We start from the raw sequence: 11,954 nt of genomic DNA on the forward strand, positions 1-11,954 counted from the left end.
GGCTGTTTGAAGCGACCAGCGGCGCCCCGGTGAACCTCAGCGCGGTCGAAGGCGGCGAAAGTTTTGGTCCGCCCAAACTAATCGTGACCTTCATTGCTGAAACGGCGATTGACGACTTTATGATTTACTGAAATAGTAAACTTTAACTGTTGCCTAACTTGTTAGTTTTCATTAACTTAGAAGCATTAAATTAATGGGCGGGCGCATAAATATTTCAGAGGTTTATCTCGATCATTCATTCGACACGTTTGATAAATCCAACGCTGCTCAGTCTCGTAAATATAGAGGGCTCACGCTATATATACGATGATGCGGGAAGTTTGTAGAATTTTAAACCAATAACTATTTGACAGAGAATTGAAGCAATGCTTTAATTACGTTAGATGACGTATAACGTCACATTTATTTGTTTTTAAAGGAGAGAGAGTATGAAAAAATCATTGCTTTTTGGGATGGCCCTGAGTTTGTTGGTCCCCGCCGCACAAGCCTTAAATGAAGGCGCGACTGTTACCGCCCCGTTTTTGGCGACTCCGCCAACCATCGACGGCGTTGTATCCGCTGGCGAATGGGACGACGCCATGGTCGCACCGGGCGAATGGAGCGATCACGGTTCTGATTTAACGGCAGACCCGCTCGAACCAACCGTCGTTAAAGTGGCTTATAGCGTTGACGGTCTCTACATTTTGTTTGAGTGCACCGACACAGGCGTTGCGGCTGCGGCGGGCGCTTCTGAGTTTCTGGGCAGCGGCCCGACTGCTGTTGATGGGCAAGCTCAGACGTTTACGTTCGGCGGCGAGACAGATTATTTGGCGATCTATGTCGATCCAACCAACTATTCTGATGATGCTGTGAACTCAAATTTCTTTAGTTACAGTATCCAGGCAGAGCCTGGCGTTACAGCCAATGGCGCCGATGCCAGCTATACGTATAGCGAAGCAGGCCAAAATGGCCGTTTTAAACGCAAATTTGACCCACCGTTAGTAGACAATGACGGCGTTATCCATCATTGGGCGAACGGCGTGAGTTGGGAGCTGAATAAATCAGTTATTATTGATGGCCCGACCGCGGATGGCTATGTGATGGAATGGTTCATTGCTTGGACTGATCTTGATGGTTACTATCAAAATTGGGCGTCAGAAGTTCTCGACGGTATTGCAGATGTTGCTTTAGATGAATTGGATCCGTTCAATATTCAAAATGCTCTTGTTCACTCTTTCTTCCTGGACGCCGACGGAAATGCTGTTGGCGGACTGGGCTTCGGTAACGTGACGGGTATGCCAATGCCTGGTACAGAATGGAAAGTGCAATTCTCTCGTTACACGCAAGCGTCCGCTCCTCAGTACACCAACTGGGTTGGCGACACTGGCGGATTCGTTTCCCGTCCATTTGGTTCGCTGGTCTTCGGCGAAGCGTCAGGCTCTGCGGTTCGCGAAGCCTTGATGCACATGTCAAGCAACTAATTGACCTGGACGTATCTATTCTCGTAACTCAAAGCCCGGCGGTTGAATATAATCGTCGGGCTTTACTTTTGGTTTTCTGCATCTACAAACGTGTTCTAGGCTCGTTCATTACAATCGAATATTCAACACGCTTTCACGCTGGAGACGCTCATGCACTTAAACAGTTTGGATTGGGGCATTATTGCCGGTTACTTTATTCTGGCTGGCGCGATTGGCTTGTGGTTTTCACGGCGCGCCGGCAAAGGCGACGACGAGTTTTTTGCGTCCGGGCGCAACCTGCCGTGGTGGCTGGCGGGGCTTTCGATGGTCGCGACCACGTTTGCGACTGATACACCCAACCTGGTGACCAACTTGGTCCGCACCGACGGCGTGAAAGGCAACTGGGTGTGGTGGGCGTTTTTATTGACCGGTATGGTGACAGTGTTTTTATACGCCAAACTGTGGCGGCGTTCGGGCGTGTTGACCGACATTTCGTTTTATGAATTACGCTATTCCGGCAAGCCCGCAGCGTTTCTACGCGGTTTCCGCGCGGTGTATCTCGGCTTGTTGTTTAACGTCATCATCATGGCGAACGTGACGCTGGCGGCGGTGAAGATTTCAAACTTACTGCTTGGTATTGATCCTTATGTGACCGTCATTTGCTGCTGCGTCTTAACGGCGGCGTATTCCAGCGCCGCCGGATTGTGGGGCGTGGTGTTGACCGACATGATCTTGTTTGTGGTCTCGATGGTGGGCGCCATCGGCGCTGCATATTATTCGTTGGGGCATCCCGATGTTGGGGGACTGTCGGGCCTATTGGCGAATGAATCGGTGCAACAGGCGACGAATATTTTCCCTGATTTTACGAATTGGCAGGAGATGTTGCCGCTGTTGATTATTCCCTTCGCGGTGCAGTGGTGGAGCGTTTGGTATCCCGGCGCGGAACCGGGCGGCGGCGGGTATATCGCCCAACGAATGTTGGCCGCCAAAGATGAAAAAAACGCATTCATGTCAACCTTCTTTTTCAATATCGCTCACTATGCGATCCGCCCGTGGCCGTGGATTCTGGTTGCGTTGTGTTCGATCGTGGTGTTCCCCACAATCGAATCAATCCAGCAGGCGTTTCCCTACGCGGACGCGAATTTGGTTGGCGATGACATGGCGTATCCCGCGATGTTGACTTTCATGCCGAACGGGATGTTGGGCATTGTGATTGCGTCATTGGCGGCGGCGTATATGTCGACCATCAGTACGCACTTGAACTGGGGCGCGTCTTATCTCGTCGAAGATTTTTATAAGCGGTTTTTCAAAAATGACGCAACGCCCAAACACTATGTGAATGTGGGGCGCCTCGCGACGGTTGTTTTGATGGTGTTGGCGTGTTTGTTCTCATTCACCCTGAAAGACGCGCTCGAAGGTTTTTCGATTTTATTGCAGATCGGCGCGGGGACAGGTTCGATTTATTTGCTGCGCTGGTTCTGGTGGCGGGTGAACGCTTGGAGCGAGATCACAGGCATGGTGGTATCATTTATCGTAGCGCTGGTGTTTCATTTTGTGATCCCTGACCGGTTTGATCCCTGGCAGGAAATCACCATCGGTACCGCGATCACAACGCTTTCCTGGCTTGCGGTTACGTTTGTGACTCCAATGACGAAGCGGGAGACGTTGCAGGCGTATTACGATAAAATCCGTCCCGTTGGGTTTGGTTGGGGCAAAGTGGTTGAGGTGAAAGACGCGGGCAATCCGGGCGAATTTACTGCTGCGTTGGCTTGCATCTTTTTTGGCTGCATGGCGGTGTATTGCGCGTTGTTCGCCACGGGCAGTTATATATACGGAAACATCGCGGTCAGCGCCGGGCTTGGAATCGCCAGCGCAGTTTCGCTTTTTGTGATATTTAAATTGTTGCCAAAAATCTCGTTTTCAAAAGATTAAATGGCATGCATTATTTTAATAAAATCTTTGGGGATTTTACTTGTAGCCATCTCAAACGACTTGTTCTTTAATTGCAATTCGCCTGGGTATAACTCTGCTCGCTTCAGTGCGGGCTTTCTGGCCCCTGTGCACAGGCGCTCCCAGAGTTTCACCCAGGCCAGAATTGGTTTGTATTATTTGATTTATCAGGGATACTTCAGTAACTCATGTTTTGAGATGGCTTCGCTTTTTTCGCAATGACGCGGATGCGGTAAAGGGTGATGATTCGTTAAAGTTCCACCCCCGAACTTCGGGGGGAGAACCTGTGAATCTTAAGGCGGATTTATCCGCTAACCAAACCCTCGACTTTAATCGAGGGTGGTTTAGTTTCTTTAAATATTTGTCCTATTCATTTGATGGACGCGGGTAGGATTCACTCGAAGAAAGAAGGAAAAAGATGATGAAGCGCTTTTCAATTTTACTCTCAATGGCATTAACGCTTACGCTTTGCACGTATTCCACAATCGCAGAGGAAAGCGCGCAGTGGTGGAAGGGGAACCTGCACACGCATTCTCTTTGGAGCGACGGCGATGATTATCCCGACATGATCGCCGATTGGTACAAAAGCCAAGGCTATGATTTTCTGGCGTTGTCTGACCACAACGTGTTGATGCAGAAAGAGCGTTGGGTGAACCCAATTAAGAACAGGGGCGGCAGCAAGGCCTTTGAGAAATATCTGGGGCGGTTTGGCGCGAAGTGGGTGGAAACGCGCGTCGATGACGGCGTGTATCAAGTGCGCTTGAAACCCTGGAACGAAATTCGCGCCCGCTTTGAAGAGCCGGGGCGTTTCTTAATGATTCAAGCCGAAGAAATTACGGATAATTTCAAAGATGAAAAATATAAAGTGAACTTGCCTGTTCATTTGAACGGTCTTAATGTCATTGACTATATTGCGCCGCAGGGCGGCGACTCGGTGCAAGAGACCATGCAGAACAATATCAATGCGGTCCTTTTGCAGCGCCGGGAAACCGGGCAGCCGATGTTTCCCCATATGAATCACCCCAATTTTGTGTGGGGCATCACGGCGGAAGAATTGGCCGGATTGGACGGGGAACAGTTCTTTGAAGTCTATAACGGACACCCCGACGTACGAAATGAAGGCGACGAAATTCACGCCAGCATGGAACGTATGTGGGACATCATTCTCACCAAGCGCCTGGGTGAATTGAATAAACCCATTATGTACGGCATCGCCACCGACGACGCCCACAACTATCACAAGTTCACGTCCCGCGACAGTAACCCGGGTCGTGGATGGGTGGTCGTACGCGCGGCGTTTCTAACGCCCGAACATATCATTCATGCGATGGAAGCGGGCGATTTTTATGCGAGCAGCGGCGTGGTGCTTGATGATATACAACATACCAAGAATCAAATGACGATTCACATCCATCCTGAGAACGGCGTTGAATTTGAGACTCTTTTTTATGGAACGCGCAAAGGGTATGACGCCGCGTCTAAGCCAATGAATGACCCCAAAACAGGCATTCCCGTTACCCGCAAATATAGCAAAGACGTAGGAGAAGTGTTGGCGATAGTCAGCGGCGCCCAAGCGTCCTATACATACAACGGCGATGAACTGTATGTGCGGGCAAAGGTGGTTTCATCGAAATTGAAAGAGAACCCGTACCGTGAGGGCGAATTTGAGCAGGCGTGGGTGCAGCCGGTGGTTGTTGCGCCTGTAAAATAATCGGATGCGCTATTTTCTGAGTTCTTTCATTAAGGCCTTAAAACAGGCGGCTGATTCTTCAGCCGCTTTGTTTTTTTTGTCGTCTTCGCCGTAATAGGCTTTGATGAATGGCGTCGCGCCGCACCAGGTGGTATGCAACACGCCCTTCATGCGGTCTGATATACGAGAGTTGGCGAACTCTTGCGTCTTCTCAATCCATTCAACCTGTCCGATCGCGACTTCAGGTTTTCTCCAGGGGCAGGAGAGAACGGGGAAGCCTTTCATGGCGAAGTAGATCGCAGTGGGGTGTGGTTTTTCATAGTGCCAATCGCAGATCAGGATGTCATTTGGAATCATGTTGATTGATGGGGCGGTATTGTTTTCGCTCGCTTCCCATTTTCCGATTCCTGTGGTTTTGCCGTCAAGAAAACGGTCGCCCCACATCATCATGGTGACGCCGGATTGGGCGAGGTGTTTATAAATCTTGTTGACTTCATGGGCGAAGAGGTCTGCTTCGTTTTTGCCCTTGCAACGGGAGCAGGCGGGGTCGGCGATAAGAAAAACCTCATCCATGCCGACGTGGAATTTTTTCGCTTCAAAGGCCTCCGCCAATTCATCCATTAGCGCAAAAACAATTTCATGCACTTTGGGATGCAGCGTGCAGTAGCTGCGGCAATAGATATCTTCGTTGTTGGGGTATTGTCCCGGCGATTCGTCGAACTCAGGATACTCGCTCAGTAGTTTGAACGTGTGTTCGGCCCAAGACTGGTGACCATAGCAATTGAATTGCGGGACCAGTTCGATTCCGGCTTTTTTCGATGACGATAATAATTTCTTCACATCCGAAACCGATAGGCCATTTTTACTGGCTAATTCGGGGTGAGATTTGAATTGAAAATTGTAATTCAATTCGAGAACCAACAAATTTACGCCTTCTTTCGGCAAGACGTTTTCGATGAATTCTTGATAGAGTTCGATATCGTTTGAATTGATTGAAGTCAGGTGTAAGCCGCGAATGGGCATTGGCCCGGCAAATGTTGTTTGAAGTAGCGCAAGCAGCGGGATGAGGGCGAATAAAAATCTCATTGGTGTTCTCCAGTTTGCATTTTATTGTGATGGAGTTGTTTTTAAATCAACATCTAATTCAACGAACAACGGTAAGTGGTCAGACGCTTCGGTTTCGAGCACTTTTGCTTTGTTGACGCGTACGGTATCGCTGACGAATATAAAGTCAATTCGCTTGGTCGGTTTTGTGCTGGAATAGGTGAATTCGGGGCCTTCACCGCCTGATTCCCAGGCGTCGGAAAAGCGTTCTTTGAGACGCAAGTGGACTTCACTGTTGGGGGTGTCGTTAAAGTCGCCGCATAGAATGATGGGCGTATCGCTGTGTTCGTCGGCGAATTGGAGTATCTCTTTGACGTTGCTGAGGCGCTCTGCGTTGTCGGGGCGGTAGTCAATATGCGTTGCGATGAAAAGCAGCGGGTTTCCATTAATTTCGATTTTTGCATGGAGCAGGCCGCGTTGTTCGCCTTCGCGCAGCATTTTGTAGTGGTGATTGTTGGATTCCAAAATAGGGAAGCGCGAAAGGATGGCGTTTCCATATTCACCGCCCTGGTAGTTGATGTTCTTGCCGAATGCAAATGAAAAGCCAAGGTTTGACGCGATGATTTTCGGCAGGTCTAACTTCTGGCTGCGCTCGACGCCGCGGTCAACTTCTTGCAGGGCAACCAGATCGGCGTTTGCGCTGGAGATCACCTGTGCGATACGAGCCGCATCGACTTTTTTGTCCATGCCTTCTGCATGATGGATGTTGTAGGTCATCACGCGCAGTTCAACTGCTGGCGCGTTGATCGCGCCGATGGTCATAAACGTTAGGACGGTAATGAGAAGCCATCTTAGAAATACTTGATCTTTCACTGTGCGCGGCATGGGTACATCTCTGCTCGCTTCGGTGCTGCTCCGCTTACAGGCACAGGCGCTTTCAGAATTGCACTCATACCCGGATTGGCTGGTCGGTTTTATCAACATTCAACATCTCCATGAAATGAATTTTGGAGTTGGCTTCTAGTATGCCATATTTTTGTAGAAATGATATTCAGAAAATGCGGATTCATCGTTTATTAAATAAATGTCAAACCAATGAGAAGCCATCTTAGAAATACTTGATCTTTCACTGTGCGCGGCATGGGTACATCTCTGCTCGCTTCGGTGCTGCTCCGCTTACAGGCACAGGCGCTTCCAGAGTTGCACCCATGCCCGGATTGGCTGGTCTGTTTTATCAATATTCAACATCCCCATGAAATGATTTTTTGAGTTGGCTTCTAATCAATAGTAGACAGTATTTTCTTTACGCGCTGGATTTTTTCTTTGTCGGTCAAGTTGAGGCTGTATTCATCAATGGTGTAGCTGCCGCCCATTTGAATGTTCGGGTTCTTGTATTGCATGAGGCTTGCGGTTTGCGTCCGGCATGAGACGTGAATGTCGCGCACGCCGGTTGCGTTGATGATTTGCGCGGCGTTGTTTTCGTTGACGCCGCTGCCCGCCATGATGCGCAGCGAACCGCCCGCCCGTTCGACGAAGCGCGTGATGTTTTTAACGCCGTCGAGCGCTTTGTTCTCGAGACCTGAGGTCAGCAAAATATCGACGCCCATCTCGATTAATTGATCGAGTGCATGGTCTGGATTGCTAGTCATATCGAAGGCGCGGTGAAAGGTGACTTTCAATGGACGCGCCTGTTCGATCAACGCCTTGGTGTTTTCGACGTCAATCGAACCGTCAGGTTTGAGTAGCCCAATCACAACGCCGTCGGCCTTCAGATAATGCGCGGTTTCGATGTCGTACATCATCACGCCGAGTTCATCTGCGCTATAACAGAAGTCGCCGCCGCGTGGGCGCACCATAATTTGAATGGGAATCTCGACAGCCGCCCGGATGCGTTTAATCATGCCTGCGCTGGGGGTGGTTCCGCCTTCGACCAGGTTGTCGCATATTTCAAGACGGTCAGCGCCACCTGCCTGCGCGGCGCGGGCGGATTGCACGGAATTGACGATGACTTCAAGAGCAAATGGTTTTTTTGTCATGGTATTTTTCACTATAAGCCATCTCAAATTGTATAAAACATGTTGAGTAAAGGCGCGGGTACAACTCTCTTCGCTTCGGTGCGGGCTTTCAGGCTCTGCTAGACGCTCACAGGATTGCACTCGCGCCTTTGAATAAAAATGTACGAGGTCGGATTGTAACAGCCGATTCAATAAATTTTCGAAATGGCGTCTATTTAATTATGTTGCTGTATGATAAGGTAAACCTGCATCATTGAGAATTCTTCCAAGACGAACCCAGCATACCTGAGGGAGAATTTTTGATGAAGCGTTCCCCCGCATTTACTTTAATCGAACTACTTATCGTTGTCGCCATCATCGGCATTCTCGCCGCGATTGCCGTGCCCAATTTTTTGAACGCACAGGTGCGCGCCAAAGTCGCGCGTAGTTACGCTGATATGAAAAGCGTCGGCACGGCGATTGAAATGTTGCGCATCGATAAAAACGTGATGCTGGTTGATTTATGGGACGACGATCACGAATGGGGCGTGGAGCGCATCAACGATATATTTAACGGCGCCGGGTTCCAGTCAAACCAGTTGCAGCGCACCGGGCGCGACGTATTGGCGCCGCTGACCACGCCGGTTTCGTATATCAGCAGTGTGCCGCTGGACCCGTTTATTGAGAAACACGGCGTCGAGGTGCACGGCGGCAATAGTGTCAACTTCCGGTCGTATATCTATGGCGACCTGGAAGTGCTCGACGCAGCCAACGGCGGCTTTTATGTCCCGGTGTATAACCCACAGATGAATACCACCAATCTACACGGCGTCAGGCCGCTCAACACCAACGAATGGGTATTGCTAGGCTTCGGCCCCGACGGCGACATGCCTAGCGCAACCTGGGGCGTTCCCTATCAGGCGAGCAATGGTCTTACCTCAAACGGGGAATTGGTCGTGCGCGCCGGCGGCGGGCTGAAATAAATTCCAGGCGCCGCGCCCTTTTTTTGGGATGGTTCTGCAATTGTTGTACTCTTGTATGTAAGCAGGAAATAAATAAAGTGACTTTTTTTTAAAGGACGGCGTCTATGGCGTCGCCTTTCTTATATCTATATCTCATGTCTTATCAAAGGATTATTTTATGGCTTCTGTTGGGAATTCGTTTATTGGAAAGTTTTTGAAGATGGAATCATCAGGCGGAATTTTGCTGATGATTTCGGCGGTGTTGGCGATTATCGTGGCAAACTCGCCTCTGTTCACCTATTACAATATGCTGATTGACACGCCGATTGTCATGCAGGTCGGCATGTTAAAGATCGCCAAGCCGTTGCTCTTGTGGGTCAATGACGGGTTGATGGCGGTCTTCTTCTTTTTGGTCGGGCTTGAATTAAAGCGCGAGTTTCTCGAAGGCGAGTTATCTGACGCCAAGAACATTATTCTGCCAGGCATCGGCGCCATCGGCGGCATGGCTGTCCCGGCGGCGGTCTATTTGATTTTCAATTACAGCGATCCGGTTGCGGTGAAAGGCTGGGCGATTCCCGCCGCGACCGATATCGCGTTTGCGCTAGGTATTTTGTCGCTGCTTGGCTCGCGGGTTCCGACCAGTTTGAAGGTGTTTTTGACTTCGCTGGCGATTTTTGACGATGTGGGCGCGATTGTTATTATCGCGATTTTTTATACCAGCAAGATTCTGGTCCCGGCGTTGGTGGTTTGCGCGGTTTGCGTAGTGGTGTTGGCGGTTTTGAACCGAAGCGGCGTGGTCTCAAAAAGCGTTTATATTGCCATTGGCGCGGTGATGTGGATCGCCATGCTCAAGTCGGGTGTGCACGCGACCCTCGCGGGCGTGTTGCTGGCGTTCTTTATCCCGATTCGATCTGCGTCTGAGCCGAATGTCTCGCCGCTGAAAAGCCTGGAGCACGACTTACATACCCTGGTGGCGTTTGTCATTCTGCCCATCTTCGCGTTCTGTAACGCGGGGCTGAACCTGTCGGGCGTCGGCATGGAACAGGTGTTGCACGGCGTGCCGCTCGGCATCGCGCTGGGGCTGTTCGTTGGCAAGCAGGTCGGCATCTTCGGCTTCTGCTGGTTGGGCATCAAACTGAAGATGACTGAACTGCCCAGCGATTTCTCGTGGGCGTCGCTTTACGGCACGGCGGCGTTATGCGGCATCGGCTTTACGATGAGCCTGTTTATCGGGTCGCTGGCCTTTGAGGAGACCGGCGTCAACCTGATGTTTGACGAGCGGCTGGGTATTATCCTCGGCTCGCTGGCGTCTGGCGTCTTGGGTTACTTTGTCCTCAACGCGACGCTGAAGAAAGAAACCGCAGCCTAGTTTCTTAGATGACATACTGTTCATTCAATGCCCAGGGGTGATGTTACTCCTGGGCGTTATTTGTTAGATGATTCGAGTCCTTGGTACATCTCTGTTCGCTTCGGTGCGGGCTTATTGCCCTCTTTGCACAGGAGCTCACAGAGACTCGCCAAGGCCTTTAATTTTTAAGCGAGGAATGGTATTCCCGCTTAGTTTTTCAAACCGCGGGCGCGCATGAGAGGGACTAGTATTTCAATTTCATCAGACTGGATGTAATCGGGCGCGACGTCGAGCATGGCTTGAATGCCAAAGGCGTCGTCATGCTGCATGGTGTTGACGAATGATTTCCTTCCAGCCAGGTGGACTTCACGAACCAACGCCTCGTTGAACTGTCCCCAATCAATGTTGACAATCGGCGGGTCGAATTTGTCGAGCAAGATTGGCAGTCCCGCAACGCCGACTGGTACGCCGGGGCGCAAGAGAAATTGGTCAGTAATCGCTTGAGTTTGCTGCAAGAGGTCCCAATCGCCGCAGTGCATGGTGACTTTGCCTAGAAGGCCCTCTTCTTTGATAATTTTGACAAGTTTCTTTGGATCGCCCGCTTTGAAATCCAAGTCGGGGAGCGCTTTTCCCTTCATAAATTCCAGCGCTTCGCGAAGAGTTGGGACGCGCGTATTTTTGAATTCATCGCTGAACCAGGAGCCTGCGTCGAGTTGCTTAATTTCGGCAAGCGTGTGTTCGCTGACCGGACCGGAACCGTTGGTGGTGCGGTCGAGAGTGGAGTCGTGAATAATGACTAACTCGCCGTCTTTGGTTTCGCGAATGTCGATTTCAAGCAGGTCGCAGCCGTGTTCAATCGCGGCTTTGAAGGCCGGCAGCGTGTTTTCGGGCGCGTATTTCACTGTTCCGCGATGTCCTACCACCAGCGGGCCGCCCCATTCATAAAATTTTTCACCGTTTTGCTCGATCTCCATCACGCGGGCAACCTGCGCGTCAACGATGGAACGATAGCCGTCGTCGCCTGAAATTCCTGTCACAATGTAAGCTGGGTGGTTGTTGCATGTTGATTGCTCAACGCTGATCGTTCTATGGCGAATGTTGTGTTGTTCGCGCAATGCGCGTTCAACTAAGTGGGCCGAGTCGATCGACGAAATGGGAGAAGCGGATGCGGCTGCACACAACGCTGCGATGATCCCAATTGCAACAACGCTAAGTATTTTTATGAAATTCATGTGTGTTTTCCTTTCTGCACAGATAAAAAAGGTTCTTCCGGTATTTGGATACTTTATCACAAATTGAATTGCGTTTTTTTGACGCTTTTTCGTGCATTCTTGATCTTTCGCTGTATCAGGCATGGGTACAACTCTGCTCGCTTCAGTGCGGGCTTTCAAGCGCTTATGTACAGGCGCTCCCAGAGTTCCACCCATGCCTGATTGGGTTGTCAATTTGTGAAATGCCGGAGCCTGTTTCTGAATAAATATTATGGCCATCCATCAATGTAAGTACTCACTTACCGGATGAACCTTA

At 50.3% G+C, this 11,954-nt stretch carries 9 protein-coding genes; 5 read left to right on the forward strand and 4 right to left on the reverse strand.

Annotated elements, in window-relative coordinates; genetic code table 11:
- Positions 1-428 precede the first annotated feature (428 nt).
- The 3 genes from P9L94_10455 to P9L94_10465 all read left to right on the forward strand — a co-directional run bounded on the left by P9L94_10455 (position 429) and on the right by P9L94_10465 (position 5,100).
- Positions 429-1,460 (forward strand): hypothetical protein, encoded by a 1,032-nt coding sequence (locus tag P9L94_10455; protein MDP8244490.1) that lies wholly within the window; start codon positions 429-431, stop codon positions 1,458-1,460.
- 150 nt (positions 1,461-1,610) lie between these two features.
- The gene (locus P9L94_10460) at positions 1,611-3,371 is read left to right on the forward strand and encodes a sodium:solute symporter family protein (GenBank protein ID MDP8244491.1); all 1,761 of its coding nucleotides are present in this window, start codon (positions 1,611-1,613) and stop codon (positions 3,369-3,371) included.
- 436 nt (positions 3,372-3,807) lie between these two features.
- Positions 3,808-5,100, forward strand: a complete 1,293-nt coding sequence (locus P9L94_10465; protein ID MDP8244492.1) for a hypothetical protein — start codon at positions 3,808-3,810, stop codon at positions 5,098-5,100.
- 9 nt (positions 5,101-5,109) lie between these two features.
- Here the strand turns inward: P9L94_10465 and P9L94_10470 are convergent, their stop codons facing one another.
- The 3 genes from P9L94_10470 to P9L94_10480 form a co-directional block, all read right to left on the reverse strand.
- Positions 5,110-6,165 (reverse strand): family 20 glycosylhydrolase, encoded by a 1,056-nt coding sequence (locus P9L94_10470; GenBank protein ID MDP8244493.1) that lies wholly within the window; start codon positions 6,163-6,165, stop codon positions 5,110-5,112.
- Positions 6,166-6,186: 21 nt separating this feature from the next.
- Positions 6,187-7,107: an endonuclease/exonuclease/phosphatase family protein gene (locus P9L94_10475; GenBank protein MDP8244494.1), complete on the reverse strand. Its 921-nt coding sequence runs from the start codon at positions 7,105-7,107 to the stop codon at positions 6,187-6,189.
- 293 nt (positions 7,108-7,400) lie between these two features.
- Positions 7,401-8,159 carry a copper homeostasis protein CutC gene (locus tag P9L94_10480; GenBank protein ID MDP8244495.1) on the reverse strand — a complete coding sequence of 253 codons (759 nt, stop codon included), beginning with the start codon at positions 8,157-8,159 and terminating at the stop codon, positions 7,401-7,403.
- Between the two features lie 281 nt (positions 8,160-8,440).
- On the opposite strand from P9L94_10480, the gene P9L94_10485 reads away from it, so the two are divergent.
- Positions 8,441-9,100 (forward strand): prepilin-type N-terminal cleavage/methylation domain-containing protein, encoded by a 660-nt coding sequence (locus P9L94_10485; GenBank protein MDP8244496.1) that lies wholly within the window; start codon positions 8,441-8,443, stop codon positions 9,098-9,100.
- Positions 9,101-9,257: 157 nt separating this feature from the next.
- Positions 9,258-10,448 carry a Na+/H+ antiporter NhaA gene (gene nhaA, locus P9L94_10490; protein MDP8244497.1) on the forward strand — a complete coding sequence of 397 codons (1,191 nt, stop codon included), beginning with the start codon at positions 9,258-9,260 and terminating at the stop codon, positions 10,446-10,448.
- A gap of 188 nt (positions 10,449-10,636) precedes the next feature.
- Here nhaA and P9L94_10495 read toward each other — a convergent pair whose 3' ends face one another.
- The gene (locus P9L94_10495; protein ID MDP8244498.1) at positions 10,637-11,659 is read right to left on the reverse strand and encodes a glycerophosphodiester phosphodiesterase family protein; all 1,023 of its coding nucleotides are present in this window, start codon (positions 11,657-11,659) and stop codon (positions 10,637-10,639) included.
- Positions 11,660-11,954 lie beyond the last annotated feature (295 nt).

The sequence above is a fragment of the Candidatus Hinthialibacter antarcticus genome (assembly GCA_030765645.1).
GTDB classification, from domain to species: Bacteria; Hinthialibacterota; Hinthialibacteria; order Hinthialibacterales; family Hinthialibacteraceae; genus Hinthialibacter; species Hinthialibacter antarcticus.

Bases quoted from the DNA above. Each gene is read 5' to 3' on its own strand.
- P9L94_10480 (MDP8244495.1), bottom strand. From the start codon at position 8,159: ATGACAAAAAAACCATTTGCTCTTGAAGTCATCGTCAATTCCGTGCAA.
- P9L94_10495 (MDP8244498.1), bottom strand. From the start codon at position 11,659: ATGAATTTCATAAAAATACTTAGCGTTGTTGCAATTGGGATCATCGCA.
- P9L94_10485 (MDP8244496.1), top strand. From the start codon at position 8,441: ATGAAGCGTTCCCCCGCATTTACTTTAATCGAACTACTTATCGTTGTC.
- P9L94_10460 (MDP8244491.1), top strand. From the start codon at position 1,611: ATGCACTTAAACAGTTTGGATTGGGGCATTATTGCCGGTTACTTTATT.
- P9L94_10465 (MDP8244492.1), top strand. From the start codon at position 3,808: ATGATGAAGCGCTTTTCAATTTTACTCTCAATGGCATTAACGCTTACG.
- P9L94_10475 (MDP8244494.1), bottom strand. From the start codon at position 7,107: ATGTTGATAAAACCGACCAGCCAATCCGGGTATGAGTGCAATTCTGAA.
- P9L94_10455 (MDP8244490.1), top strand. From the start codon at position 429: ATGAAAAAATCATTGCTTTTTGGGATGGCCCTGAGTTTGTTGGTCCCC.
- nhaA (MDP8244497.1), top strand. From the start codon at position 9,258: ATGGCTTCTGTTGGGAATTCGTTTATTGGAAAGTTTTTGAAGATGGAA.
- P9L94_10470 (MDP8244493.1), bottom strand. From the start codon at position 6,165: ATGAGATTTTTATTCGCCCTCATCCCGCTGCTTGCGCTACTTCAAACA.